Origin of the sequence: Amycolatopsis panacis (assembly GCF_003600245.1) — a bacterium.
Lineage (GTDB): Bacteria > Actinomycetota > Actinomycetes > Mycobacteriales > Pseudonocardiaceae > Amycolatopsis > Amycolatopsis sulphurea.
The window spans coordinates 31,739-56,356 of record NZ_QZFV01000068.1 but is presented as its reverse complement, the minus strand read 5'-3'; the positions used below and the strand labels follow the sequence as shown (position 1 = coordinate 56,356).

The following is a 24,618-nucleotide window of genomic DNA, read 5'->3' as shown; positions in this document are numbered from 1 at the left end:
TTGTGGGGCAAGGGGGTGGAGGTGGCTCCAGCGTCCGGATTCCGGCGCTAGCGTCGAGCGGAATGCCCGGCGCGAAGGAGTGCGGATGGCCCGGAAAACGTGTGTGCTCACCGCAGTGCTGCTGCTCGGGGCGGCGCTGACCGCCGGGACTGCCGCTGCCGACCCACGCACGCGCGACTGGCCCGCGCCGCTGGACTCCGCCCGCTGGGTCGACCAATCCGCGATGACCTGGCAGGACTACCGCGCGATCCCCGGCACCGACTGGGCCGATCCGGCGCGCAAACCCACGCAGCGCACGTTCAAAGGCGCGGTCGTCCTCACCGATTACCCGGACGAGGACTTCGTGGTCACCCGATCGCCGCAGGCCACCGTGTTCGGCAACCCCGGCCCGGAGGCCAGCGGGCTGCGCCGGGACCAGGTCGCGCAGTACTACCAGGATTTCCTCAACAAACCGGGGCAGCTCAACCACGGGCACACCATCAACGAGTACTGGATGGAGGACTCCGGCGGACGGCTCGGCGTGGACCTGACCGCGTTCGGGCCGTACCGGATGCCGGGAAAGTCCTTCGAATACGGCATGGAGTTCCAGCAACAGGACTGCCCGGAAGGCGCGAACTGCGTGCGCAACCTCCGGACGGACGCCGCGGCCGCCTGGCGGGCCGACGTCGGGAACGCGGTGGCCGACAAGTTCGACTTCGTCTTCTTCCTCTCCGCCGGCCAGGACGAGAGTTCCACCTGGCAGGAATTCGGCGAGATGAAGTTCGGCTCGCGCGAGCAGGTGCCCGCCGAGTTCGGGCCGCCGGGCGGCGGGCGGAACTGGGCGCACACCCGGTACGTGCCGTGGACCTCGTGGGCTTCGGCCGCGAGTCTCTGGCCGAACGCCGCGAACGGCTCGTCCACCCAGGCGGAAAGCTCCGGCCAGGCGGTGTTCGCGCACGAGTTCAGCCACATCCTCGGCATCGGGGACAACTACAACAACCCGTTCGGCGACCCACCGCAGCGCGCGTACACCGGACCGTGGGAAATGTTGTCCCGCGGCAGTTTCAACGGCCCCGGCGGACCGCACACGCGCTGGCGGATCCCGGCCACCCAAGGTGGTTCGATGGGTTCGCACCACATGCTCCGCAACAAGCTCAAGCTCGGCATCGTGGACCCGCACGAGGTCCTGCAGCTCGACCGGAACCAGCTCGCCACCACCGGCCCGGTCACCGCACGGGTCACCGCCCGCGAGGCGGCCCCGGCGCCGGGTGCCTACCGCGGCCTCACCATCGCGCTCACCGGAGGTGACCGCGAACCGCCCTGCGACCAGGCGACCGACCCACGATGCGACGGCGGCGGCTACGACGGCTACAGCCTCGAAGTCGTGGACCGGATGGGCTCGGATTCCTTCACTCCGGACTCCGGCGTGCTGCTGGCGAAGACCAAGAAACAGGACGACGCCCCGTTCGAGTGGATCGTGGACGCCAACCCGCAAGACCTCGGCCTCACCGACTACGTCCGCCCGGACGGCACCCCGGTGAAGATCACCATCGGCGACTACCGGCAGCTCAACGACGCCACCTTCAAAGCGGGCACCGGCGCCTCCAGCGGGTACGAGTACACCGACGAGGCGAACCGCCTGCATTTCCTGGTGACCGATCTCGACCGGGACGCACACGGCGTGCTGTCCTACACCGTCACGGTCTCCTCACTCGACGGCTCCGGCCCGCAGACCCGGGGCGCCCGGCTTCGGCCCGCGCCGCCCGCGTTCGCCCGCGGCGGGCTCGCCACCTGTGACTTCGCGCTGTTGAACTCGGGTTCGGCCGGCGGAGCCGCGGCGCCCTACGACACCGACACCTACCGGCTGAGCGCACGCACCAGCACCGGAGGCTGGCAGGTCCGGCTCCCGAACGAGCTGGCGACCGCGAAGTTCGGCGCTACGACGCGGGTGCCGGTATATGCCAAGCGCACGGCCGGTGCCCCGTACACCGCCCGCGTCGAGCTGACCGCGACCTCGGTCGCCGACCCGGCGAAGACGGCCACCACCACCTGCACCGCACTGGGCTCCTGAACGGAGGGCTAGGCTTCGCGGCATGAGTGCGGTGTACGACTGCAGCAAGCGCGATTCCCGGGCCGAAGGGCTGGCCTCCGCGGCCGGCGCGGTGCGGTCGAGCCGGTTGGTGGTGCTGCCCACCGACACCGTCTACGGCATCGGCGCCGACGCGTTCGACGCCGGCGCGGTGCAGGCTCTGCTGCGGGCCAAGAACCGCGGCCCGGACATGCCGGTCGGCGTGCTCGTCGGCTCATGGTCCACTGTGGACGGACTGGTGCTCGGCATGCCGCCGCAGGCGCGCGCGTTGGTGGAGGCGTTCTGGCCGGGGGATCTGTCCCTCGTGCTGCCGCACGCGCCGAGTCTGCAGTGGAACCTCGGGCACTCGCGCGGCACGGTGATGCTGCGGATGCCGCTGCACCCGGTCGCCCTCGAACTCCTGCGCGACGTCGGCCCGATGGCAGTGTCCAGCGCGAACGTGTCCGGCCGGCCACCCGCGGCCACAGCCGCCGAAGCACAGGAGCAGCTCGGCGATTCGGTCGCGGTGTACCTCGACGGCGGCTCCAGCGGCGATTCGGTCGCTTCGTCCATCGTGGACCTCACCGGGGACGGTCCGGTGGTCCTGCGCGAGGGCGCGGTCACCCGTGCGGCGATCGCCGAGGTCGTCGGTGTCCCGGTGGAATCGCTCGGCTGAGCCGGTCGGCTCGGTGCCCGCCGTGCGCCTGGTCCCCATCCGGTCGCGGTAGCGTAACGCGGTGACTCCGAACCCCCGGCAGATGTGACACCGTCATGCCTGCAGTGCAAGGACTTCTCCTCCCGATCCGGGAATTCCTCCTGGTCGCGCTCACCGCGGCCGCGGTGACCTATCTGCTCACCGGGCTGGTGCGCAAGATCGCGATCCGGATCGGCGCGATCGCCAACCCTCGGGCCCGCGACGTGCACGTCACGCCGATCCCGCGGATGGGCGGCGTGGGCATCTACTTCGGGCTGGCCGCCGCGATGGGGCTGGCCCACCAGCTGCCCGCGCTCGGGCACGCGTTCGACGCCTCGCTCGACTCGGTCGGCGTGCTGATCGCGGCCGGCGTCATCTCGCTGATCGGTGTGCTCGACGACCGGTTCGAATTGGACGCCTGGACCAAGCTCGCCGGCCAGGTGATGTGCGCGGGCATCCTGATCATCTTCGGCGTGCAGTGGGTGTCGTTCTGGGTGCCGTGGGGCGGGGGTGGTGATTCGTTCGGCTCGGTGCTGGTGCTGGACAAGAACCAGGGCGCGCTGCTGACCGTGGTGATGGTCGTGCTGATGGTCAACGCGGTGAACTTCGTGGACGGCCTCGACGGGCTGGCCGGCGGACTCGGGTTCATCGCAGCCGCGGCCACGTGCACCTTCTCGCTCAACCTGCTGGTCACCACCGGCGGGTCCTTCGTGGACGCCGGCACCTACGCGCCCGCGCTGATCGCGGCCGCGCTGGCCGGGGCGTGTCTGGGCTTCCTGCCCTACAACTTCCAGCCCGCCAAGATCTTCATGGGCGATTCCGGCTCCATGATGATCGGCCTGGTCCTGGCCGGGGCGACCATCTCGGCCAGCGGCCGGGTGAACTACCTGCGCTACACCGCCTCCGACGCGCTGGCCCTGCTGTCCCCGCTCGTGGTGGTCGTCGCGGTTCTCTTCATCCCTGTGCTGGACCTGGTACTGGCGGTGATCCGGCGGACCCGGCGCGGGGAGAGCCCGTTCGCCGCGGACAAGATGCACCTGCATCACCGGCTGCTCGAGATCGGTCACTCCCAGCGCCGCGCGGTGCTGCTGATCTACTTCTGGGCGGGCATTCTCGCCTTCGGCGCGGTGTCGGTGACCCTGTTCGACAGCGCCGTGGTGTTCTGGGTGATCGGCGCCGGACTGGTGGTCGCGGTGCTCGTCTCACTGGTGCCGCGGCTGCGCGCCCGGCACCACCGCGGCGGCTGAGCACCGGCGGCGGCTACACTGGCGGGTCGAACCGACCTGGGAGCCAAGCGTGAGCGAGACCGAAACCGAGAACCCGCACGCCGCGGTCGTGAGCAAGGCCGCACGTGCGATGACCCGGGCCTCCCTGCTGGTGACCCCGCCCGCGGTGCTGGCGTGCATCGCGGTGTTCAGCATCGTGTTCGGGCTACCCGGTTTGCTCGGCTCGCTGGTCGGCGGAACGCTGGCGTTGCTCGCCTCACTGTCCACTCTGGGCATGATGAAGTTCAGCGCGGGCCAGGACCCGATGTTCGTGATGGTGATAGCGCTCGGCGGGTACGTCGTCAAGATCGTCGTGCTGTTCGCCGCGCTGAGCCTGCTCAAGGGCGTCACCGTGCTGCACCCGCTCTCCCTCGGCATCACCATGATCGTGGCGATCCTGGTGGCCGCGGCCGTGGAGTTCGCCGCCTTCCGGCGGACCAAGATCCCGGCCATCATCCCGGCCGGCAGCTGATCCTCCGCCCGGTTCGAGACGGTGGTCCCGGCCGGACCCGGGACTTAAGTCCTCGGCCGTTCGGTGGGTTAGGAGTACGCCTGTACGGCACCGATTGACCTGCTGGTATGGTCCGCGTCATGGGTGGCGGCCTCGGCCGCGTACTCCCTCGCGAAACCTCGATCAGCAGTGTGGCGACCGATTGGTTCCTGCCGCTCCACCGCTGGTCCGAAGTGGACTGAAGGGCAGTGCGCGCGCGAGACCTTCCTGTGCCGCGGAGCGTGTTCCGGTGCTCCGCGCGCGGTGGGATAAGCCGCCTCCGGCGTCCCGAAACGTATCGGGTACGTTAAGTCCAGATCGTGACGATTCCCCCGGCGGAGTGAACGCCGGCCGGGAGAACCGGAGGGAGCGCAGTGAGCGCGCTGGTACTGGCCGAAGGTGCGGTGTTCTCACCACCCGGCGCCCAGAGTTTCGAGTTGCCGCCGTTGTTCGGCTCGGTCACCAAGCCGATGCTGCTGGTGGTGCTCTCGGTTGTCATCATCGCGACGTACTTCCTGCTGGCCACGCGGAAGCTGAAGGTGGTGCCGGGCAAGGGCCAGTTCATCGCCGAGTCGATCTACGACTTCAGCCGGAACAACATCGCGCGGCAGCAGATCGGTTCCCACGACTTCAAGCGGTACGTCCCGCTCGTTTTCGCGTTGTTCACCTTCGTGTTGCTGAACAACCTGTACGGGATCATCCCCGCGCTCCAGTTCCCCACGATGGCGCGGTTCGGCTTCCCGATCGCACTGTCGGTCCTCGTGGTCTTCCCGGTGTACCACTACGCCGGGTTCAAGCGGCATGGTTTCGCGGGCTACTTCAAGAAGGAACTGGCCCCGCCGAGCGTGCCGAAGGCGGTTCTGCCGCTGTTCTCGCTGATCGAGTTCGCGGAGAAGTTCTTCCTCAACCCGATCACGCTCGCCATCCGGGTGTTCGCGGCCATGTTCGCCGGGCACCTGATCCTGGCGGTGTTCACCCTCGGCGGCACCTTCCTGCTGACCGAGACCTCCGGCTGGGCGTTGAAGCCGGTCTCCCTGGTGGCCTGGGTCGTCGCCATCGGCATGACCTTCCTCGAAGCCTTCATCCAGGTCCTGCAGGCCTACATCTTCGCCCTGCTGTCGGCTGGGTACATCGGCGCCGCGCTGGCGTCGGACCACTGAGAAAGAACCACAAGCCCCGATCCGCGCGAGTGCGCGGACCGAAGTGAAGGGAAACGCACGTGAGCAACATCCTCCTCGCCCAGGCTGCCGCCCAGCCCGCCAACATCAACGCCGGTCTGGCCGCGATCGGGTACGGCCTCGGCGCGATCGGCCCGGGCATCGGCGTGGGCCTGATCTTCGCCGCGGTCATCAACGGCACCGCACGTCAGCCGGAGGCGCAGGGCAAACTGCAGGGCATCGGTTTCTCCACCTTCGTGCTCACCGAGGTGCTCGCCCTGATCGGCATTGTCATCTACTTCATCGCCTCCGCCGCCTGAGTTCTCGCTCGTTGCTTAAGGAGACGTCGTGCTGAACAGTGTTCTGTTCCTCGCCGCGGAAGGCGAGACGCACAACCCGATCATTCCGGATATCTCGGAGCTGATCCTCGGGTTCGTCGCCTTCCTGATCCTGCTGTTCGTGCTCAAGAAGTTCGTCGTCCCTCGGTTCGAGAAGGCGTACGAGGAGCGGGCACAGAAGATCGAAGGCGGCATCGAACGGGCGGAGAAGGCCCAGGCCGAGGCCGAGGCCGCGCTGACCGAGTACAAGGCGCAGCTGGCCGACGCCCGGTCCGAGGCCGCGAAGATCCGCGACGACGCGCGCTTGGAGGCCGAGCAGATCAAGGCCGAACTGCGGGCGAACGCCGAGGCCGAGGCCCAGCGGATCGTCACGCAGGGGCAGGCTCAGCTGCAGGCGCAGAAGGCGCAGATCGTCACCGAGCTGCGGGCCGAGCTGGGCCGCAACGCGGTGGAGCTGGCCGGCCGCATCGTCGGCGAGTCGCTCGAGGACGAGGCGCGCCGCCGCGGCACCGTCGACCGGTTCCTGGCGGAACTCGAGACGTCCGGTGCCACCAACGGAGCGGGGAAGTAGACCAGAGATGACGCTGCATGCTGCGAGCCGGGAAGCGCTCGACCTCGCCGGGACCCGTCTCGGCGAGGTACTGGCCGACGCGGGGGCCGACCCCGCGACGGTCGGGGACGAGCTGCTCTCGGTCGTCGACCTGCTGGACCGCGAGATCGGCCTGCGCCGCGCGGTCGGTGACCCTTCGGTGGACCCGGAGAGCCGCCGGGGCCTGGTCCGCCGGCTGTTCGAGGGCAAGCTGAGCGAACCGGCCCGCCAGGTGCTCGACACCGTGGTGGGCAGCCGCTGGTCCAGTCCCCGCCAGCTGGTGGACGGGCTCGAATCGCTCGGCCGCTCGGCGCTGCTCACCGCGGCCGAGCAGGCGGGCGGGGTCGAGACCGTCGAATCCCAGCTGTTCCAGATCGCGCGGATCGTGGCCGGCTCCCCGGAGCTGGACGCCGCGCTGTCCGACCCGATCGCTCCCGCGGAGGCGAAGCGCACGCTCGTGCGCGGGCTGTTCGCGGACAAGGTCGACGTGGTCACCGAAACCCTCGTCGAACAGGTCGTGCGCCGGGCCAAGGGCCGCGGGGTCGGTGCCCGGCTGGACACGCTGGTCGCACTCGCCGCGCAGCGGCGGGAGCGCTCGGTCGCCTACGTGACCAGCGCGAGCGCGCTCAGCGACGCCCAGCGGGCGCAGCTTTCGGCCAAGCTCGACGGGCTCTACGGCCGGCCGATCGCGCTGCACGTGGAGATCGACCCGGCCCTCGGCGGCGGGCTCGTCGTCCGGGTCGGCGACGAGGTCATCGACGGCAGCACCTCCGGTCAGCTCGCGGCGCTGCGCCGCAGGCTGGCCAGGGCCTGAGGCCGCATCCCCCGGCACACAGACTTTGCACACTGACGAAACAGAAGCGAGAGCGGGAACGAAATGGCGGAGCTGACGATCTCCTCGGACGAGATCGCCCAGGCGATCGGGAATTACGTCTCGAGTTACGCCCCTTCGGTGGAGCGGGAAGAGGTCGGCGTCGTCGCCGACGCCGGTGACGGGATCGCCCACGTCGAGGGGCTGCCCTCGGCCATGGCCAACGAGCTGCTCGAATTCCCGGGCGGCGTGCTGGGCGTGGCGCTGAACCTGGACGCGCGCGACATCGGTGTCGCGATCCTCGGTGACTTCGACGGCATCGTAGAGGGCCAGCAGGTCAAGCGGACCGGCCAGGTGCTCTCCGTGCCGGTCGGCGACGGCTACCTCGGCCGGGTCGTCAACCCCCTCGGCGAGGCGATCGACGGGCTCGGCGAGATCGAGACCACCGGCCGTCGCGCGCTGGAGCTCAAGGCCGCCTCGGTGGTCGAGCGCCAGCCGGTGTCCGAGCCGCTGCAGACCGGCATCACCGCGATCGACGCGATGACCCCGATCGGCCGCGGCCAGCGTCAGCTGATCATCGGCGACCGCAAGACCGGCAAGACCGCGGTCGCGGTGGACACGATCATCAACCAGAAGGCCAACTGGGAGACCGGCGACCCGAAGCAGCAGGTCCGCTGCATCTACGTCGCGGTCGGCCAGAAGGGCTCCACGATCGCCTCGGTGAAGACGGCGCTCGAAGAGGCGGGTGCGCTGGAGTACACCACCATCGTCGCCGCCCCGGCCTCGGACTCGGCCGGCTTCAAGTGGATCGCCCCCTACACCGGCTCGGCCATCGGCCAGCACTGGATGTACGAGGGCAAGCACGTCCTGATCGTGTTCGACGACCTGACCAAGCAGGCCGACGCCTACCGCGCGATCTCGCTGCTGCTGCGCCGCCCGCCGGGCCGCGAGGCCTTCCCCGGCGACGTCTTCTACTTGCACTCCCGCCTGCTGGAGCGCTGCGCGAAGCTCTCGGACGAGCTGGGCGCGGGCTCGCTGACCGGGCTGCCGATCATCGAGACCAAGGCCAACGACGTGTCGGCCTACATCCCGACGAACGTCATCTCGATCACCGACGGCCAGTGCTTCTTCCAGTCCGATCTGTTCAACGCCGGCCAGCGCCCGGCCATCGACGTGGGTATCTCGGTCTCCCGCGTGGGTGGTGCCGCGCAGGTCAAGGCGATGAAGAACGTCGCGGGCTCGCTCCGGATCGACCTGTCCCAGTACCGCGAGCTGGAGGCGTTCGCCGCCTTCGCCTCGGACCTCGACGACGCGTCGAAGGCGCAGCTCGAGCGTGGTGCCCGGCTGTACGAGGTGCTCAAGCAGCCGCAGTACTCGCCGGTCCCGGTCGAGGAGCAGGTCGCCACGGTGTACCTGGGCACGAACGGCCACTTCGACTCGGTCCCGACCGAGGACGTGCGCCGGTTCAACCTGGAGTTCCTCGACTCGGCGCGGCGCAAGCACGCCGAGGTGCTCGGCGCGATCCGCGAGACCGGCAAGTTCGAGGACGCCACCAGGGACGCGCTGATCGCGGCGGTGGAGGAGTTCAAGAAGGAGTTCACCACCGCCGAGGGCAAGCCGCTCGAGTCGAACGCCGACGCGATGGACGCCGAGAAGGTCGGGCAGGAGACCGTCAAGGTCAACAAGCCCGCCCCGAAGAAGTGAGCTGGTAGCCCATGGCCGCACAACTGCGGGAGCTTCGCTCGCGCATCAAGGCGACGAAGTCGATCGGCAAGATCACCAAGGCGATGGAGCTCATCGCCACCGCGCGCATCACCAAGGCGCGGGCGAAGGTTGCCGCTTCCCGGCCGTACGCGGACGAGATCACCAAGGTGCTCTCGGCGCTGGCCGGCGCGGCGACGAGTCTCGACCACCCGCTGCTGGTCGAGCGCCCGAACCCGAAGCGTGCCGCGGTACTGGTCGTCACCAGTGACAAGGGCCAGTGCGGTGGATACAACTCCAACGTGCTGAAGGCGACCGAGGAACTGCTCGCGCTGCTGCGCGAGGAGGGCAAAGAGGTCGACGTCTACACCACCGGCAGCAAGGGCCTGAACTACTACCGGTTCCGCAACCGCCCGGTGGCCGGCAGCTGGACCGGGTTCTCCGACCAGCCCGGCTACCCGGACGCGGTCACGGCCGCGGAAACGCTGGTGCGGTCCTTCAACGCCGGGGTCGACGACTCCTCCGGTAATGCCGACGGCATCACCGGGGTGGACGAGATCCACGTCGTCTACACCGAGTTCGTGTCGATGCTGACCCAGCGGCCGGTGGCCAAGCGCGTCGCGCCGCTGGAGGTCGAGTACTCCGAGGGCGAGGACGAGAAGCCCGCCGGGCTGCTGCCGAGCTACGAGTTCGAGCCCAGCGCCGACAAGCTGCTCTCCGCGCTGCTGCCGAAGTACATCAACACCCGGCTGTACTCCGCGCTGCTGGAGTCGGCGGCCTCGGAGCTGGCGGCCCGCCGCACGGCGATGAAGGCGGCCTCGGACAACGCGAACGAACTGGTGAACACGCTGACGCGGGAGGCGAACCAGGCCCGCCAGGCGCAGATCACCCAGGAGATCTCCGAAATCGTCGGTGGCGCGAACGCGCTCACCGCAGCAGGAAGTGATGACTGATGACGAGTACTGAAGCCCCGCGCGCCAAGGGGCGCATCGTCTCGGTGACCGGGCCGGTCGTCGACGTCGAGTTCCCGCGCGGTTCCGTCCCCGACCAGTTCAACGCGCTGCAGGTCGACATCGAGTTCGAGCAGCTGCGCAAGACGGTCACCCTCGAGGTCGCCAGCCACCTCGGCGACAACCTGGTGCGCACCATTTCGCTGCAGCCGCAGGACGGTCTCGTCCGCGGTGCCGAGGTCACCGACACCGGTGCCCCGATCAGCGTGCCGGTGGGCGACAAGGTCAAGGGCCACGTCTACAACGCGCTCGGCGAGTGCCTCGACGAGCCGGGCTACGGCGCGGACCTCGAGCGCTGGGGCATCCACCGCAACCCGCCGGCCTTCGACCAGCTCGAAGGCAAGACGGAGATGCTGGAGACCGGCCTCAAGGTCGTCGACCTGCTGACCCCGTACGTGCAGGGTGGCAAGATCGGCCTGTTCGGCGGTGCCGGCGTGGGCAAGACGGTGCTGATCAAGGAGATGATCACCCGCGTCGCCCGGAACTTCGGTGGTACCTCGGTGTTCGCCGGCGTCGGCGAGCGCACCCGTGAGGGCAACGACCTGTTCCTGGAGATGTCCGAGGACGGCGTCATCAACGACACCGCCCTGGTCTTCGGCCAGATGGACGAGCCGCCGGGCACCCGGATGCGGGTCGCGCTGTCCGCGCTGACCATGGCGGAGTACTTCCGCGACGTCCAGAACCAGGACGTGCTGCTGTTCATCGACAACATCTTCCGGTTCACCCAGGCCGGTTCCGAGGTCTCCACCCTGCTGGGCCGGATGCCCTCGGCGGTGGGGTACCAGCCGACGCTGGCCGACGAGATGGGTCAGCTGCAGGAGCGGATCACCTCGACCCGGGGTCGCTCGATCACCTCGATGCAGGCGATCTACGTGCCCGCGGACGACTACACCGACCCGGCCCCCGCGACCACGTTCGCGCACCTGGACGCCACCACCGAGCTTTCCCGGTCGGTGTTCCAGAAGGGCATCTTCCCGGCGGTGGACCCGCTGGCCTCGACCTCGACCATTCTCGACCCGGCGATCGTCGGGGAGGACCACTACCGGGTGGCCTCCGAGGTCATCCGGATCCTGCAGAAGTACAAGGAACTGCAGGACATCATCGCGATCCTCGGGATGGACGAGCTTTCCGAAGAGGACAAGCTGACCGTGCAGCGGGCGCGCCGGATCGAGCGGTTCCTGTCCCAGAACATGCTGGTGGCCGAGGCCTTCACGCAGATCCCCGGCTCGACGGTGCCGCTGGCCGAGACCATCGAGTCCTTCGACCGGATCACCAAGGGCGACTTCGACCACTACCCGGAGCAGGCGTTCCTGGGTATCGGCGGGCTCGAGGACCTGGAGAAGAAGTACCGGGAGATCACCGGTAAGTGACGTTCCGGGGCGGCGGGGCGGATGTCCATTGTGGACTGAAGGCCCCGCCGTTCCGGTACCCGAAGCCGGACCTATTACACTCGGCGGTGACCCCGGCGAGCGAAGGAGTGCTACGTGGCTGAGATGTCCGTGGAGCTGGTGGCCGTCGAGCGCCGGCTCTGGTCGGGTACCGCCACCTTCGTGGTGGCGCAGACCACCGAAGGCGAGATCGGCATCATGCCGGGCCACGAGCCGGTCCTCGGCCAGCTCGTCGAGGGTGGCGTGGTGAAGGTGAACACGGTCGACGGTGAGGTGCTCACCGCGGCCGTACACGGTGGTTTCCTGTCGGTCACCGCCACCGGCGTGAGTGTGCTGGCCGAGAGCGCCGAGCTGTCCGACGAGATCGACGTGGCGGCCGCGCAGGCCGCGCTCAGCACCGGTGACGAGGCCGAGCGGGCCAGGGCAGCGGGCAGGCTCCGCGCGGCCGGGCAAACGGCCTGACCGGGCGAACGCGAACGGAGGCCGGGCCATGGAGATCGTCATCGTGGTGCTGGCTCTCCTGATCGTGGTCGTCCTCGTGGCCGGCTGGTATGTCCAGCGATGGATCCGGATGCGCCGGGGCGGTGGCGTGAGCGTCGCGCTGCGGTGGCGTCCGGACCATCCGCGGGCCAGCTGGCACCTCGGGCTCGGCCGGTACGAGGGCGACAAGTTCGTCTGGTATCGGGTGTGGAGCCTGCGGGCCGGCCCGGACCGGGTCTTCCAGCGCGAGAGCATGCAGATCGCCGACCGGCGGGATCCCTCCGGATCGGAGGCCTACGCGGTGCCGGACGGCTCGACCGTGCTTCGTTGTGAGTCCGCGGCGCAGGAGGCGATCGAGATCGCCATGGGGCCGGGTGCGCTCACCGGGTTCCTGTCCTGGCTGGAGTCCGCCCCGCCCGGGCGCCGGTTGCCCCGGGCCTCCTGAATCGCAGCCTCAGCACGCCCTGCGCGGTCACCCGGCCGAGTTCCCACGAACCGCCAGGGCCGTGAAGGGACCCTTCACGGACTCTGAGTCTGTGAAGGGTCCCTTCACAGCCTTACGTCGGAAGGTTCCGCAGCGAGCCCGCCCCCACGGCCGCGCTCGTCAGCCGCCCGGCTGCCACAGCACATCACCGTCCGGGTTGGCCAGCCGGGAGAGGATGAACAGCAGGTCGGACAGCCGGTTGAGGTACTTCGCGGCGAACGGGTTCGTCGTCTCGGGCTCGGCCTCCGCCAGCGCCCAGGCGGCGCGCTCCGCCCGGCGGGTCACCGTGCGGGCCTGGTGCAAGTACGCCGCTCCTGGGGTGCCGCCCGGCAGGATGAACGAGGTCAGCTTCGGCAGCCGCTCGTTGAACTCGTCGCACCAATCTTCGAGCCGGGTCAGGTACGCCTCGGTGATGCGCAGCGGCTCGTACGGCGGGTTCTCTTGGATCGGCAGGCACAGGTCGGCGCCGACGTCGAACAGGTCGTTCTGGATCCGGCGCAGGACCGTGGTGATCTCCTCGGGCAGCCCGCCGAGCGCGACGGCCAGGCCGAGTACCGAATTCGCCTCGTCGGTGTCGGCGTATGCGGCCAGCCGTGGCGAGGTCTTGGGCACCCTTGAGCCGTCGCCGAGGGCAGTGCTGCCGCTGTCGCCGACCTTCGTGTATACGCGGTTGATGCGAACGACCATGCGGCTGACTCTACCTGGCCCCGCGTCGGGCAAAGCTGGGTGAGAGGGCATGATTGGCGGCCATGAGCGAGCACTTCAACGTGCACGGCGGGGCGCGGCTGGTCGGTGAGGTCGAGGTCGTCGGCGCCAAGAACAGCGTGCTGAAGCTGATGGCCGCGGCGCTGCTGGCCGAGGGCACCACGACGATCACGAACTGCCCCCAGATCCTCGACGTCCCCTTGATGGGCGATGTGCTGCGCAGTGTCGGCTGCGAGGTGGAGATCGAGGGCGACACCGCGCGGATCACCACCCCCGCGGAGCTGTCGCACCGGGCGGACTCGGCGGCGATGGGCAAGCTGCGCGCCTCGGTGTGCGTGCTGGGCCCGCTGGTCGGGCGGTTGAAGCAGGCCGTGGTGGCGCTGCCCGGCGGGGACGCGATCGGCCAGCGGCCGCTGGACATGCACCAGAACGGGCTGCGCAAGCTCGGCGCGACCAGCACCATCGAGCACGGCTGCGTGGTCGCGAAGGCCGAATCGCTGGTGGGCGCCCAGATCTGGCTGGACTTCCCGAGCGTCGGCGCGACCGAGAACATCCTGATGGCCGCGGTGCTGGCCGAGGGCTCGACGGTGATCGACAACGCCGCGCGCGAGCCGGAGATCGCCGACATCTGCACGATGCTCACCGAAATGGGCGCGAAAATCGAGGGCGTCGGCACGTCCACCCTGACCGTGCACGGCGTCCCGCAGCTGAACCCGACCGAGCACCGCGTGATCGGCGACAGGATCGTCGGCGCGACCTGGGCGTTCGCCGCCTCGATGACGCGCGGCGACCTGACCGTGCGCGGGGTCAACTCGCACCATCTCGACCTGGTGCTGGACAAGCTGCGCCTGGCCGGCGCCGAGGTGACCACGTTCGACGAGAAGGGCTTCCGGGTCGTGCAGCCGGAACGGCCCAAGGCGGTCGACTGGGTGACCCTGCCCTACCCCGGCTTCGCCACCGACCTGCAGCCGTTCGCGGTGGCGCTGTCCGCGGTGTCCGACGGCACGTCGATGATCACGGAGAACGTCTACGAGGCCAGGTTCCGCTTCATCGAGGAGATGATCCGCCTCTCCGGCGACGCCCGCACCGACGGCCACCACGCCGTCGTCCGCGGCGTCGACCGCCTCTCCAGCGCCCCCGTCTGGGCCTCCGACATCCGCGCCGGCGCCGGACTGGTCCTGGCCGGCCTGTGCGCGGACGGCGTAACCCAGGTGTGGGACGTCTTCCACATCGACCGGGGCTATCCGCACTTCGTGGAGAACCTGAACCGCCTCGGCGCCCGTATCGACCGCGTGGCGGGTGAACCGGAACGGGCGTAGACAGTGCCCGTACCCTGGGACTACACGTGAGAAACGGGGTTCGTGACGACTGCGCTGCCCGACTGGATGGTTCTGCCGCCCGGTGGTTTGTCCGCCGCTGATTACGAGGCGCTGGACGAAGAGGTCTGCCGGGCCATCGAGATTGTTGACGGAGCCATTGTCGTCAACCCCGCACCTCGTCGGATGCATCAACGGATCATCCGGCGCCTGTCGTATGCGGTCGAAGCGGCCTGCGGCCCGGACCTCGCCGTGGAATTCGACGTCGACCTCCGGCTGCGGGACGTGCCGCTGCTCAACCGGCGGCCGGACCTGGTCGTCTACGACGCCTGGCTCGGCGCGGACGCGGTGCTCCGCCCGGAGGCCTGCCACCTGGTCGTCGAGGTCATGTCGCCCGGCTCGGTCACTGTCGACCAGATCGACAAGCCCGCCGAGTACGCGGCTGCGGGCATCCCGCGGTTCTGGCGCGTCGAGAACGCCACGGACGAAGTCGGCGGGCTGACGGTCTTCTGCTATCGCCTCGACGGAACCACTCGCTCGTACGTCCCGGTCGGGGCGCATCAGCGGAGGCTGACCGTCTCCGATCCGTTCGAGCTGTCGGTGGAGCTGCCCGAACTGCTCTGAGTCACGCTCAGCTCTCAACCGCCAACGCCGCCCCGAAGCCGATCAACACCGTTCCCGTCACGCCGTCGAGCGTGCGGCGGACTCGGCGCTGTTCCAGCCAGTCGCGTACGCGGTGTACGAGCAGGAGTAGCAGAACTTGCCATACTGCGCCTGCTGCAGCGACGGTGTAGCCGAGCAGGAGCGCGTCGCCGGTGGTGGTCACGCCGGGGATGAGGAACTGGGGCAGCACCGACAGGTACAGCACCAGCACCTTCGGGTTCGTGATGTTCGACAGGAACCCTTCCCGCCACCGCCGGAACGCGCTCGGGCGCGTCCGCCGGGAGCCGTCCGCCGCGTTGTAGTCACCGCGCCAGGCGCCGCGCAGGGCCTGGCAGCCGAGGACGACCAGGTATGCGATGCCTAGCCACTTGACCGTCTCGAACACCGGCTGGGCTCGCGTGATGACCGCGCCGAGCCCGAACGCCGCGGCGGTGGCTTGCAGAGTGTTCGCCACGGTAATGCCGAAGCATGCCGACGCCCCGCCTCGCGCACCGCCGGACAGGGCGTTCTTGAGCACCACCATGCTGTCCGGCCCGGGCACGATCGCAAGCAGCACCATCATGGCGAGGAATCCGCCGTACACGCCCCACGTCATGCGCGCACCGTAACCGGCTCAGGACTCCAGGGCTAAAGCCGCCCCGAAGCCGAGCAGCGCGGTCCCGGTTACACCGTCGAGCGTGCGGCGGACCTTGCGCTGGCTCAGCCAACCGCGTACGCGGTGTACGAAGAAAAGCAGAGCCAGCTGCCAGATCCCGCCCAGCACCGCGACCGTGTACGCGAGAACGAGCGCGTCCAAGGTCGTGGTCTGCACTGGGTCGAGGAACTGCGGCAGCACCGACAGGTACAGCACAAGCACCTTCGGGTTGGTGATGTTGGACAGGAAGCCCTCACGCCACCGCCGGAAGCCGCTGGCACGCTTGCGCTGGGTCTGCGCGACGGCGTCGTAGTTGCCCCGCCACGGACCGCGTAGCGCCTGGACGCCGAGGAACACCAGATAGGCCGCGCCGAGCCACTTGAGCGTGAGGAACACCGGCTGCGACCGCGCGATGACCACGCCGAGCCCGAGCGCCGCGGCGGTGCCCTGCACCGCGTTGCCCGCGAAGATCCCGGCTGTGGCGAGGAATCCGCCTCGCGCGCCGCCGGAAAGCGCGTTCTTCAGCATCACCATGGTGTCCGGCCCGGGGGCGAGCACGATGAGGACCACGATCACCAGGTAGCTGCCGTATACGCTCCATGTCACGTCTGTCCACGGTAGAGCCCGGATCGGCCGCAGTCTCGCGGATTTCCGTCACAGTGCCGGGCAACCCGGGCGAAGCGGACAGCGTGTCCTCTTCGGAACGAGGAGGCAGGCATGTACCCACTGGCCGAAGGCGAACAACTGCTCTGGTCCGGACGCCCGCAGCGGTACGTGCGGCGGTACCGCGATTACCACTACTACCTGTCGGTGGCGATCCTGCTCCTCGGCGGGGTCGTCCTGACTGCCCGCTTCGACCTGCAGCTCTGGAACCTGCTCGGCTGGGGAGTCGTACTGGGGCTGCTGATCGGCACCGCCTGCGAACGCAACCGTGACCGTCGTGCATTCGTCGCCGCGACCACCTATCTGGTCACCGATCGCCGGCTGATCTTCGTTTCGCAGGGGGAGCCCGGGATCGAGTTCCGGTGGATCGGGCTCGCCGATCTCCGCCCGCCACGGGTGCAGGGGCACGGTGACGGCGTCGGCACGATCGACTTCCACCCCACGGCCCTTGAGTGGCTGAAGGACCAGGGATACCGGTCCCGGCCCGCGTGGGTTCCGATCCTGCCCGAGCTGATGGCCGTCCCCGACGCCGCACAGGTCGCCGCCCTGATCACGCGGAACGGTGCGGACGCTGCGGCCGCGGTGAGCCAGGGATCCGGGTCCCAGCGTCCGGAAGGTCAGGACAGCCGTCCCGATGCCTGAAATTCTGTCCACTATGGACTGTCGCGGGTGGCCTGTTCGCCCACTCCGGCACACGGAGCACTTTCCGTCGGCGTGATTCCGGGGCTACCGTCGGGGCATGGGCGAGTACGAGCACATCCTCGTGAAGCGGGACGGGGACACGATCACTGTCACCATGAACCGTGCGGCACGGCGAAATTCACTGTCCGCCGAGCATCTCGGTGAGTTGCTCGCGGCGTTCCGGGAAGCGGGCCGTTCGGACGCGACCGGCATCGTGCTGGCCGGCGCCGGTCCGGTGTTTTCCGCGGGGCACGACTTCGGCGACGTGGCCGCGCGTGACTTTATGGGCGTACGCGAGCTGCTCACGCTCTGCACCGAGCTGATGCGGACCATGCAGTCGGTTCCGCAGGTGGTGCTCGCGCGTGTGCACGGGTTGGCGACTGCCGCGGGCTGCCAGCTGGTCGCGTCCTGCGACCTTGCGGTGGCCGCGGAATCCGCCGGTTTCGCCCTGCCTGGCGGCAAAGGCGGCTGGTTCTGCCACACCCCGGCGGTCCCGGTGGCCCGCTCGATCGGCCGCAAGCGCCTGATGGAGCTGGCCCTGACCGGAGACGTGGTGGACGCCGCGACAGCGCTCGACTGGGGGCTGGTCAACCGCGTGGTCCCGGACGCAGAGCTGGACGAAGCTGTGGCCGCCCTGCTGGCGCGCGCCACCCGGGGCAGCCGGGCGAGCAAGGCGATGGGGAAGCAGACGCTGTACGCGCAGCTCGATCGCCCGGAAGCGGACGCGTACGCGATCGCGCTGGAAGTCATGGCCTCGGCCTCGCAGCTACCCGGCGCGCGCGAGGGAATTGCGGCGTTCCTGGAGAAGCGCAAGCCGGACTGGACGGACTAGCGCCGTTCGTGCAGAACCAGCAAGGTGTAGGCGGCGATCGTCTGCGCGTCCAGGATCTCACCGGACGCGATCATCTTCTCCACCTCGTTCCGTCCGAACCAGGCGGTGCGCATGTCCTGCTCCTCCGGTTCCCGCTCCGGTTCGCCCTCGGTCAGGCCGGTGGCCAGGTAAACGTGGCCGCGCTGGCTGGTCAGGCCGGGGGCGACTTCAAGCAGGCCGATCTCGGTCATGGTCTCCGCGCGGAGCCCGGTCTCCTCGCGTAGCTCCCGGCGCGCCAGCTCGGCGGGCGGCACCTCGGCGAGATCGGGCGCGGTGCCCTGGACGAACTCCCAGCGGCGCGCCCCGACCGGGTAGCGGAACTGCTCGACCAGGTGCATCCGGTCACCCGCGAGCGGGATCACCAGCGCGTAGGTCGGTTTGTCGATCACGCCGTAGATGCCGGGACTGCCGTCCGCGCGGCGGGTGGTGTCCTCGCGCACCGTCATCCAGTTGTTCCGATACACCTCGCGGGTCGCGACACGCTGAACGGGGTCCACCCGTTCAGTATCACCGAGCCTGTCCTACCCTCGGCGGGTGCGTCTCGTGATCGCTCGGTGCCAGGTCGACTACGCCGGCCGCCTGCTGCCCGTCAAGTCGGACGGCTCGGTGTCGGTGCACTCCGACGACCGTGCCTGCAAGCACGCCTCTCCGAGGTCGAGACACCTGTCTCCATCCATGAAGCGGATGGGCGCTGCTCCTCGGCTCGCCGAGGGATCGATCGCGAAGGGATGGGCGCGGTGAGGCTCGTAGTCGCTCGCTGTCAGGTGGACTACATCGGTCGGCTGACCGCGCATCTGCCGATGGCCAACCGGGTGCTCATGGTGAAAGCGGATGGCTCGGTTCTCGTTCATTCGGATGGTGGCTCGTACAAACCCCTCAACTGGATGTCGCCGCCATGCTGGTTGATCGAAGACCCCGGAATCTGGACGGTCCAGAACAAGGCCGGTGAGAAGCTCGTCATTGCGATCGACGAGGTCATGCATGACTCGAAACATGAGCTGGGTGTGGATCCGGGACTGCAAAAGGATGGCGTCGAAGCCCACTTGCAGGAGTTGCTGGCCGAGCACATCAAAACCCTTGGCGACGGTTATACGCTGGTCCGCCGCGAGTTTCCGACGGCGATCGGGCCGGTCGACATCATGGCCCGTGACGCTGACGGCGCAAGCGTGGCGGTGGAGATCAAGCGGCGTGGCGAGATAGACGGTGTAGAACAGCTGACGCGTTACCTCGAACTGCTCAATCGTGACCCGCTGCTCGCCCCGGTGCAGGGCGTATTCGCGGCGCAGGTCATCAAGCCCCAAGCCCGCACGCTCGCCCAGGACCGGGGTATCCGGTGCGTGGTGCTGGACTATGACGCTCTGCGCGGTACCGACTCTGACGAGTTTCGCCTGTTCTGACCGACCGATCACGGTGGCCTTGTGTGCCACGCGGAGGCCGCATTCAATGTGGCAAGATCATCCTGCGGCCAACCGATGCTGCGCTCCTGTGATCGGCTAGCAGTGCATGCTCAATACGGTGACATGCCGTGATGCCGGTCTGAACGTGCTCAACCGGTGGCTTCGACGTTCCATGCCTTGAGGTAGGGCGTGGCGCTGGGGGCGTTCTTGACCAGGGCAGTGCGCCACGGCAGTACACCTTCGCGTTGCAACCTGCCGATTACAACGATGGGGTGTACTCCTCGATCATTCGCAACCGCGTTGATCCATTGAGCGCCGATTCGCGAAGGTGGTCTGGGGAGAGGTTGATCGAAAACCCAGCCGGATGCGAGCTCATCTGCCTGGTCCTCGTCACCCAAAGTATGATCGTCCTCGTCGATGAGAGGTTTCCCATTCTTGGAAACGTCGCCGCGAACTACATGAGCAATCTCATGTAGCAGGGTGAACAGTACCTTGTCGAGACGGTGACCCCGGCCGGACAGTGCAATGACTGGGCCGGCCTCGTCCGCATAGGACGCACCGGAGATTTTGCTGGACGGGAATGCCTCCACGAACACGAGGCGAACTCCGGCGGCGCCGAATTTTTCCGGTAGTCTCTTGAAGTCGCCTGGGTCGCGAACCAGGCGACTTACTTGCTTCGCAAGTTCTTCGAGCATGTGGTGCGAAAAAGTGTGGGATGACATCGTGGCGGCGGCTCTCCGTACGCAGGCGAACCAGCCGTTCTGGGTCGGTGTGAGTGGTTCGTCATTGTTGGCACGTCGTGCTGCCATGTGCCATGGGGGTTGTTCGTCGAGGGTTTCGATTCCCATGAGTTGCATGAGCTGCTGGGCCTGGCCGGCAGTGGACGTGGCCGTTATGATTCCGCGCTTGCGCAGTACGGCCATGGGGGCCAACGCGTTGATCTTTGCTCGCGTCTTGACGTCGTCGAGGTCCTCTTGGATATCCGGATCCAGCCGCTGCTTCCAGAGAAAATATGAATTCTGCACGTTGAGCCAAAACTCGGCACTAGTCCCGAATGCTGCTCCGATCTGCGCGGCGGATTCCCGTGTAATCTCCTTCTTGCCCTGAATGATCTCGGAGACAAACTGGGTTGGGCGCCCAAGGATCTCGGCGAACTCGGCTTGAGTCCATCCCCGGGCCTCCAACTCGTCAGCGAGGTGCTCCCCAGCGGGAAACGCCTCGGCGAGTGTGGTGTCCATGAGCGATTCCCTAGTGGTAGTCAACGACTTCGATGATGACTGCGATGCGGTCGCCGTTGGTCTTGAATGTGACGATCAGTCGGTATTGGTCGTTGAGGCGCATCGAGTGCTGTCCCGCCCGGTCACGCCGCAACAGTTCCAAGCGCAGGCCGCGAAGCGCGTACAGGTCACGCTCGTCTTTCGCGGCCACGATGCGCTGGACCGTCTTCCGATAGGCCTTGACGACATCGCGACCCCATCCCTTCGGCGCAAAAGCAGCGTCTTCGGCCAGTCGACGCAGGTTCTCGTCGCTGTACTCGACTCGCAACTCGCCCTCACTTCATCACCCCTGGGCCGAAGCCCCGTGTGAGCATGAAGGCTACCTTTCGTTCCCGGGTGGGCCGTCGCCCGGTCCCTGTTGACTAGTGTACATGTGTTCACCTCTAAGGTGAAGTGATGAATGCGACCAAGGTCATAGTGATTCCCGCTGTTGGGCAGCCCGCAGGGCAGAGGTGGGGGTAGTGATGACTGTTCGAGGTGGAGTCGAACGCTTCGGGTCCCGGCAGATGCCGGGCTCGCGAGTTCCGCCTGTTCTGAGCTTTCCCCGGCCGGATTCCGGCGACGGCCGCACGCGGCGGCCACGATGCCCTCGCCCCCCGGCGCTGAGCGGTCAAAGCGTGCCCTCGGCGGCTCATCCCCCTTGTTGCCCCTTGTGGTTCGCCGGGCTGAATCTCCCCCTGACTCTGCCCGAACGGGCACTGCGCTGGATGGCCGATCCGGTTGGGTCGCCCGCCGGAACGCCCGGTAGGCCACGGGATCGACCACGACCGAACACGTGGTCTGGTCCACTAGATAAATCACAGGTCAGCCATCTGTTGGAAAATTCCGCAGTGTCGGCGTGACTCCTCGGGGAGACATGCAGTACGGTCCGGTCGGCAGGGACGATGGTGTTTCCTGTGGGAGAATGTTTGATTCGGAGGTGGCCGGGTGCTCGTCCTCGCCGACGCGAACCTGCGGCTCAACGCGAGTCCGATCGACTACATCGAGCTGGCGTTCTATTTCCTGCTGGTGCTGGGCATCGGCTATCTCGCCCGGCGGCAGGTGTCCAGCAGCCTGGACTTCCTGCTCTCCGGCCGCTCACTGCCGGCCTGGGTGACCGGCCTCGCGTTCGTCTCCGCGAACCTCGGCGCGGTCGAGGTGATGGGCATGTCCGCGAACGGGGTGCTCTACGGCCTGCCGACGGTGCACTACTTCTGGATCGGCGCCATCCCGGCGATGCTGTTCCTCGGCCTGGTGATGATGCCGTTCTACTACGGCTCCAAGGTCCGCAGCGTGCCGGAGTTCATGCGCCGCCGGTTCGGCAAGCCCGCGCACCTGGTCAACGGCATCAGCTTCGCGGCCGCGCAGATCCTGATCGCGGGTGCGAACCTGTTCCTGCTGGCCAGTGTGGTCAACCTGCTGCTGGGCTGGCCGCTGTGGGTGTCCATTGTGGTGGCCGCCGCGATCGTGCTCGCCTACACCGCGCTCGGCGGGCTCTCGGCGGCGATCTACAACGAGGTGCTGCAGTTCTTCGTGATCGTGGTGGCGCTGCTGCCGCTCACGATCGTCGGCCTGGTCAAGGTCGGTGGCTGGCAGGGCCTGGTGGACAAGGTCACGAACAGCCCGGGTGGTTCCGCGCAGCTGCACTCCTGGCCCGGCGACAACCTGACCGGCTTCGGCAACAACTTCCTTTCCGTGCTGGGGATCGTGTTCGGTCTCGGCTTCGTGCTCTCCTTCGGCTACTGGACCACGAACTTCGTCGAGGTCCAGCGCGCGATGGCGTCGAAGAGCATGTCCGCCGCGCGGCGCACGCCCATCATCGGCGCGTTCCCGAAGATGCTGGTCCCGTTCATCGTCATCATCCCCGGCATGATCGCCGGCGTGGTGGTGCCGGAGTACTTGCGCGACAAGGGAATCCTGCTCGACGGCGGTACCGCGCCGAGTGGTGTCACGGCGAACAACGCGTTGCTGCTGCTGATGCGCGACCTGCTGCCCAACGGCATCCTCGGCATCGCGATCGCCGGTCTGCTCGCCTCGTTCATGGCAGGTATGGCGGCGAACCTCAGCTCATTCAACACGGTGTTCACGTACGACATCTGGCAGACGTACGTGAAGAAGGACAAGCCGGACGGCTACTACCTGCGGCTCGGCCGGAGCATCACGGTGGTCGCCACGATCCTGGCCATCGGCACCGCGTTCATCGCGTCGAACTCCTCGAACATCCTCAACTACCTGCAGGATCTGTTCTCCTTCTTCAACGCGCCGCTGTTCGCCACCTTCATCCTCGGCATGTTCTGGAAGCGGATGACCCCGCACGCGGGCTGGAGCGGCCTGGCGTTGGGCACACTGAGCGCGGTCACCGTGTGGAGCCTTTCGCAGGCCGAGGTTCTGCCGCTGACCGGACAGGGCATCAGCTTCGTGGCCGCCGGTACCGCGTTCGCGGTGGACATCGTGGTCAGTGTGGCGGTCTCGCTGGCGACCCGGCCGAGGGCGGACGCCGAACTCGTGGGGCTGGTCTATTCGCTGACCCCACGGGATTCCCTCAAACACGACGCGAGCGGCGAGAACGCCGGCTGGTACCGCAAGCCGGGCCTGCTGGCCGGCATCGTGCTCGTGATCACCATCGGTCTGAACATCATCTTCTGAGGAGGCCCGCATGACCGAGTCCTCGCGGCCGCGCAAGGCGGGCGCCTTCGACATCCGGCTGATCATCGCGCTGCTGCTCGGCGTCTACGGCGTGGTCCTGACCGTGATGGGCCTGGCCTTCACCTCGGACGCCGACCGGGAGAAGGCGGCCGGGGTGAACATCAACCTGTGGGCCGGGATCGGCCTGCTGGTGGTCACCGCGATGTTCGTGCTGTGGACCGTGCTGCGCCCGCTGGCGGTGCCGCAGGCCGCCGCGGAACCGGCCGAATAACCGGGTTGTGGCCATGTCCGGTGGCCCGGCCCGCTAGGTTTCCGGACGTGGTGCACGATCGCCGGCCCGGCCGGTTTCCGAAGCTTTCCGCCCTCGTCGCGGCCGGCGCGCTGGTGGTTTCCGGCTGCGGGCACGGGAACCTCGGCAAGGAGAACTTCGCCCGCACCCCGGTGCCCGCGCCGGCGAGCGTCGCGTCCACTGTGGCGGTGGACGATCCGGCGACCACCGCCGAGGTGCTGCGGAATCTGCAGCCGTGCCAGTTCGTCGGCCCGGAGGTGCTGAAGCAGCTGGGGACGCCGCAAGGGGAACCGGCGCCGTCCGCCGTGCGGTTCGACGTCTGCAGTGCTTCGGTGACCGACCCCGGCGGCAAGAACCTCTCCGTGGAGGTCTCCCTCGGCAAGCCGGTGAGCATCACCGTGCAGAAGGTCACCGATCAGGTGGACGGCCTGCCTCGGCTGGAGGGGTCCGGTGCCGGCGCCGAGTCGTGCACGGCCGGTGTGCTCACTTCGCGAAAGCCGGACCTCGGCGTCTTGTTCGCGCTCAACTACCCCGGCGGGGACGCCTGCCCGGCCGGGCGCACGCTGGCCGCCGAGGCCGCGAAGATCCTGCACCGGACACCGCAGAAGTACGCCCCGGGCGCGGGCAGCCTGGTCACCACCGATCCGTGCGCGATGCTCGACCGGAGCGTGGTGGACGCGGTGGCCAAGGGCGCCAAGCCCGAGGTCACCGGGCTGCACAGCTGCCGATGGGGGACCACCGCGTCGCTGGAAGTGCTGCTGCTGCCGGGGCGCCCGCTGCTGGAGGGCGACGGCTGGCAGAAGGTCGACGTCGGCTCGCCCGGCCAGGCCTTCCAGAAGCAGGGCCCATCCGGTCCGGGGAGCTGCCAGGTGCACTGGCAGCACCGGCCGTGGCAGCAGGGCTATTTCGAAATCGCCCAGGTGGAGTACCAGAACGGGACTCCGGGCACCGATGATCCCTGCGGCCAGGCCGTCCCGGCCGCTCAGCAGCTCGCCGCCGAACTGCCCAAGCCGTGAAGGGTCCCTTCACGGACGCTGATTCCG

General features: G+C 68.2%; 28 protein-coding genes. 22 read left to right on the top strand and 6 right to left on the bottom strand.

Going from position 1 to position 24,618, the window contains the following annotated elements:
- The first annotated feature begins 85 nt into the window (after positions 1 to 85).
- From D5S19_RS09545 to D5S19_RS09485, 13 genes are all read left to right on the top strand, one after another.
- The gene (locus tag D5S19_RS09545) at positions 86 to 2,050 is read left to right on the top strand and encodes a M6 family metalloprotease domain-containing protein (protein WP_120022990.1); all 1,965 of its coding nucleotides are present in this window, start codon (positions 86 to 88) and stop codon (positions 2,048 to 2,050) included.
- 22 nt (positions 2,051 to 2,072) lie between these two features.
- Positions 2,073 to 2,723, top strand: coding sequence for an L-threonylcarbamoyladenylate synthase (locus D5S19_RS09540; protein WP_120022989.1), 651 nt, complete (start codon positions 2,073 to 2,075; stop codon positions 2,721 to 2,723).
- Between the two features lie 95 nt (positions 2,724 to 2,818).
- On the top strand, positions 2,819 to 3,988 hold the full coding sequence (locus D5S19_RS09535) for a glycosyltransferase family 4 protein (protein ID WP_120022988.1): 1,170 nt from the start codon (positions 2,819 to 2,821) through the stop codon (positions 3,986 to 3,988).
- A 49-nt stretch (positions 3,989 to 4,037) separates the two neighbouring features.
- On the top strand, positions 4,038 to 4,478 hold the full coding sequence (locus D5S19_RS09530; protein ID WP_120022987.1) for a hypothetical protein: 441 nt from the start codon (positions 4,038 to 4,040) through the stop codon (positions 4,476 to 4,478).
- A 392-nt stretch (positions 4,479 to 4,870) separates the two neighbouring features.
- On the top strand, positions 4,871 to 5,656 hold the full coding sequence (atpB, locus tag D5S19_RS09525) for a F0F1 ATP synthase subunit A (RefSeq protein ID WP_120022986.1): 786 nt from the start codon (positions 4,871 to 4,873) through the stop codon (positions 5,654 to 5,656).
- A gap of 59 nt (positions 5,657 to 5,715) precedes the next feature.
- Positions 5,716 to 5,973, top strand: a complete 258-nt coding sequence (locus D5S19_RS09520; RefSeq protein ID WP_120022985.1) for an ATP synthase subunit c family protein — start codon at positions 5,716 to 5,718, stop codon at positions 5,971 to 5,973.
- A 28-nt stretch (positions 5,974 to 6,001) separates the two neighbouring features.
- A complete protein-coding gene (locus D5S19_RS09515) occupies positions 6,002 to 6,562 on the top strand; it encodes a F0F1 ATP synthase subunit B (RefSeq protein WP_120022984.1) in 561 nt (186 codons plus the stop codon).
- Between the two features lie 7 nt (positions 6,563 to 6,569).
- The gene (locus tag D5S19_RS09510; RefSeq protein WP_120022983.1) at positions 6,570 to 7,394 is read left to right on the top strand and encodes a F0F1 ATP synthase subunit delta; all 825 of its coding nucleotides are present in this window, start codon (positions 6,570 to 6,572) and stop codon (positions 7,392 to 7,394) included.
- 63 nt (positions 7,395 to 7,457) lie between these two features.
- Complete coding sequence (gene atpA, locus D5S19_RS09505) at positions 7,458 to 9,095, top strand: F0F1 ATP synthase subunit alpha (RefSeq protein WP_120022982.1); 1,638 nt, start codon at positions 7,458 to 7,460, stop codon at positions 9,093 to 9,095.
- An 11-nt stretch (positions 9,096 to 9,106) separates the two neighbouring features.
- Positions 9,107 to 10,045: a F0F1 ATP synthase subunit gamma gene (locus D5S19_RS09500; RefSeq protein ID WP_120022981.1), complete on the top strand. Its 939-nt coding sequence runs from the start codon at positions 9,107 to 9,109 to the stop codon at positions 10,043 to 10,045.
- Positions 10,045 to 11,472: a F0F1 ATP synthase subunit beta gene (gene atpD, locus D5S19_RS09495; protein ID WP_120022980.1), complete on the top strand. Its 1,428-nt coding sequence runs from the start codon at positions 10,045 to 10,047 to the stop codon at positions 11,470 to 11,472. The genes D5S19_RS09500 and atpD overlap by 1 nt, the downstream gene beginning before the upstream one ends.
- Positions 11,473 to 11,586: 114 nt before the next feature.
- On the top strand, positions 11,587 to 11,952 hold the full coding sequence (locus tag D5S19_RS09490) for a F0F1 ATP synthase subunit epsilon (RefSeq protein WP_098513579.1): 366 nt from the start codon (positions 11,587 to 11,589) through the stop codon (positions 11,950 to 11,952).
- Positions 11,953 to 11,980: 28 nt separating this feature from the next.
- Entirely contained in the window at positions 11,981 to 12,415 is a 435-nt protein-coding gene (locus D5S19_RS09485) for a DUF2550 domain-containing protein (RefSeq protein ID WP_120022979.1), read from the top strand.
- A gap of 159 nt (positions 12,416 to 12,574) precedes the next feature.
- On the opposite strand, the gene D5S19_RS09480 is transcribed toward D5S19_RS09485, so the two are convergent.
- Complete coding sequence (locus D5S19_RS09480) at positions 12,575 to 13,141, bottom strand: cob(I)yrinic acid a,c-diamide adenosyltransferase (protein ID WP_120022978.1); 567 nt, start codon at positions 13,139 to 13,141, stop codon at positions 12,575 to 12,577.
- A gap of 62 nt (positions 13,142 to 13,203) precedes the next feature.
- Here D5S19_RS09480 and murA point away from each other — a divergent pair, with 62 nt between their 5' ends.
- Together murA and D5S19_RS09470 are read left to right on the top strand one after the other, a co-directional pair.
- Positions 13,204 to 14,478, top strand: coding sequence for a UDP-N-acetylglucosamine 1-carboxyvinyltransferase (gene murA / locus D5S19_RS09475; RefSeq protein ID WP_120022977.1), 1,275 nt, complete (start codon positions 13,204 to 13,206; stop codon positions 14,476 to 14,478).
- A 42-nt stretch (positions 14,479 to 14,520) separates the two neighbouring features.
- The gene (locus tag D5S19_RS09470; protein WP_233573790.1) at positions 14,521 to 15,099 is read left to right on the top strand and encodes a Uma2 family endonuclease; all 579 of its coding nucleotides are present in this window, start codon (positions 14,521 to 14,523) and stop codon (positions 15,097 to 15,099) included.
- 7 nt (positions 15,100 to 15,106) lie between these two features.
- Here D5S19_RS09470 and D5S19_RS09465 read toward each other — a convergent pair whose 3' ends face one another.
- Both D5S19_RS09465 and D5S19_RS09460 read right to left on the bottom strand, forming a co-directional pair.
- Positions 15,107 to 15,733, bottom strand: a complete 627-nt coding sequence (locus D5S19_RS09465) for a LysE family translocator (RefSeq protein ID WP_120022976.1) — start codon at positions 15,731 to 15,733, stop codon at positions 15,107 to 15,109.
- Positions 15,734 to 15,751: 18 nt separating this feature from the next.
- The gene (locus D5S19_RS09460; RefSeq protein ID WP_120022975.1) at positions 15,752 to 16,378 is read right to left on the bottom strand and encodes a LysE family translocator; all 627 of its coding nucleotides are present in this window, start codon (positions 16,376 to 16,378) and stop codon (positions 15,752 to 15,754) included.
- A 111-nt stretch (positions 16,379 to 16,489) separates the two neighbouring features.
- Here D5S19_RS09460 and D5S19_RS09455 point away from each other — a divergent pair, with 111 nt between their 5' ends.
- Positions 16,490 to 17,077, top strand: coding sequence for a hypothetical protein (locus tag D5S19_RS09455; protein WP_120022974.1), 588 nt, complete (start codon positions 16,490 to 16,492; stop codon positions 17,075 to 17,077).
- A gap of 97 nt (positions 17,078 to 17,174) precedes the next feature.
- Complete coding sequence (locus D5S19_RS09450; RefSeq protein ID WP_120022973.1) at positions 17,175 to 17,948, top strand: enoyl-CoA hydratase-related protein; 774 nt, start codon at positions 17,175 to 17,177, stop codon at positions 17,946 to 17,948.
- Here D5S19_RS09450 and D5S19_RS09445 read toward each other — a convergent pair.
- The gene (locus tag D5S19_RS09445; protein ID WP_120022972.1) at positions 17,945 to 18,484 is read right to left on the bottom strand and encodes an NUDIX domain-containing protein; all 540 of its coding nucleotides are present in this window, start codon (positions 18,482 to 18,484) and stop codon (positions 17,945 to 17,947) included. The two genes, D5S19_RS09450 and D5S19_RS09445, sit on opposite strands and share 4 nt — an antisense overlap.
- 37 nt (positions 18,485 to 18,521) lie before the next feature.
- Here D5S19_RS09445 and D5S19_RS34095 point away from each other — a divergent pair, with 37 nt between their 5' ends.
- Together D5S19_RS34095 and nucS are read left to right on the top strand one after the other, a co-directional pair.
- Positions 18,522 to 18,728, top strand: a complete 207-nt coding sequence (locus D5S19_RS34095) for a hypothetical protein (RefSeq protein WP_407641737.1) — start codon at positions 18,522 to 18,524, stop codon at positions 18,726 to 18,728.
- The gene (gene nucS, locus D5S19_RS09435) at positions 18,725 to 19,384 is read left to right on the top strand and encodes an endonuclease NucS (RefSeq protein WP_120023021.1); all 660 of its coding nucleotides are present in this window, start codon (positions 18,725 to 18,727) and stop codon (positions 19,382 to 19,384) included. The genes D5S19_RS34095 and nucS overlap by 4 nt, the downstream gene beginning before the upstream one ends.
- Before the next feature lie 149 nt (positions 19,385 to 19,533).
- Here the strand turns inward: nucS and D5S19_RS09430 are convergent, their stop codons facing one another.
- Positions 19,534 to 20,622 (bottom strand): HigA family addiction module antitoxin, encoded by a 1,089-nt coding sequence (locus tag D5S19_RS09430; RefSeq protein ID WP_120022971.1) that lies wholly within the window; start codon positions 20,620 to 20,622, stop codon positions 19,534 to 19,536.
- A 10-nt stretch (positions 20,623 to 20,632) separates the two neighbouring features.
- Positions 20,633 to 20,929 carry a type II toxin-antitoxin system RelE/ParE family toxin gene (locus tag D5S19_RS09425; RefSeq protein WP_120022970.1) on the bottom strand — a complete coding sequence of 99 codons (297 nt, stop codon included), beginning with the start codon at positions 20,927 to 20,929 and terminating at the stop codon, positions 20,633 to 20,635.
- Between the two features lie 659 nt (positions 20,930 to 21,588).
- On the opposite strand from D5S19_RS09425, the gene D5S19_RS09420 reads away from it, so the two are divergent.
- Genes D5S19_RS09420 through D5S19_RS09410 form a run of 3 tightly spaced genes read left to right on the top strand, consistent with a single transcriptional unit; the run spans position 21,589 to position 24,591 of the window.
- Positions 21,589 to 23,286 carry a sodium:solute symporter family protein gene (locus tag D5S19_RS09420; protein WP_120022969.1) on the top strand — a complete coding sequence of 566 codons (1,698 nt, stop codon included), beginning with the start codon at positions 21,589 to 21,591 and terminating at the stop codon, positions 23,284 to 23,286.
- A 10-nt stretch (positions 23,287 to 23,296) separates the two neighbouring features.
- A complete protein-coding gene (locus tag D5S19_RS09415) occupies positions 23,297 to 23,557 on the top strand; it encodes a hypothetical protein (RefSeq protein WP_120022968.1) in 261 nt (86 codons plus the stop codon).
- Between the two features lie 47 nt (positions 23,558 to 23,604).
- A complete protein-coding gene (locus D5S19_RS09410; RefSeq protein ID WP_199730415.1) occupies positions 23,605 to 24,591 on the top strand; it encodes a DUF3558 domain-containing protein in 987 nt (328 codons plus the stop codon).
- Positions 24,592 to 24,618 lie beyond the last annotated feature (27 nt).

What these genes read in the sequence shown, in the direction of transcription:
- D5S19_RS09545 (WP_120022990.1), top strand. Translation starts at nt 86, where the DNA reads ATGGCCCGGAAAACGTGTGTGCTCACCGCAGTGCTGCTGCTCGGGGCG.
- D5S19_RS09540 (WP_120022989.1), top strand. Translation starts at nt 2,073, where the DNA reads ATGAGTGCGGTGTACGACTGCAGCAAGCGCGATTCCCGGGCCGAAGGG.
- D5S19_RS09535 (WP_120022988.1), top strand. Translation starts at nt 2,819, where the DNA reads ATGCCTGCAGTGCAAGGACTTCTCCTCCCGATCCGGGAATTCCTCCTG.
- D5S19_RS09510 (WP_120022983.1), top strand. Translation starts at nt 6,570, where the DNA reads ATGACGCTGCATGCTGCGAGCCGGGAAGCGCTCGACCTCGCCGGGACC.
- atpA (WP_120022982.1), top strand. Translation starts at nt 7,458, where the DNA reads ATGGCGGAGCTGACGATCTCCTCGGACGAGATCGCCCAGGCGATCGGG.
- D5S19_RS09500 (WP_120022981.1), top strand. Translation starts at nt 9,107, where the DNA reads ATGGCCGCACAACTGCGGGAGCTTCGCTCGCGCATCAAGGCGACGAAG.
- atpD (WP_120022980.1), top strand. Translation starts at nt 10,045, where the DNA reads ATGACGAGTACTGAAGCCCCGCGCGCCAAGGGGCGCATCGTCTCGGTG.
- D5S19_RS09485 (WP_120022979.1), top strand. Translation starts at nt 11,981, where the DNA reads ATGGAGATCGTCATCGTGGTGCTGGCTCTCCTGATCGTGGTCGTCCTC.
- D5S19_RS09480 (WP_120022978.1), bottom strand. Translation starts at nt 13,141, where the DNA reads ATGGTCGTTCGCATCAACCGCGTATACACGAAGGTCGGCGACAGCGGC.
- murA (WP_120022977.1), top strand. Translation starts at nt 13,204, where the DNA reads ATGAGCGAGCACTTCAACGTGCACGGCGGGGCGCGGCTGGTCGGTGAG.
- D5S19_RS09465 (WP_120022976.1), bottom strand. Translation starts at nt 15,733, where the DNA reads ATGACGTGGGGCGTGTACGGCGGATTCCTCGCCATGATGGTGCTGCTT.
- D5S19_RS09455 (WP_120022974.1), top strand. Translation starts at nt 16,490, where the DNA reads ATGTACCCACTGGCCGAAGGCGAACAACTGCTCTGGTCCGGACGCCCG.
- D5S19_RS09450 (WP_120022973.1), top strand. Translation starts at nt 17,175, where the DNA reads ATGGGCGAGTACGAGCACATCCTCGTGAAGCGGGACGGGGACACGATC.
- D5S19_RS09430 (WP_120022971.1), bottom strand. Translation starts at nt 20,622, where the DNA reads ATGGACACCACACTCGCCGAGGCGTTTCCCGCTGGGGAGCACCTCGCT.
- D5S19_RS09415 (WP_120022968.1), top strand. Translation starts at nt 23,297, where the DNA reads ATGACCGAGTCCTCGCGGCCGCGCAAGGCGGGCGCCTTCGACATCCGG.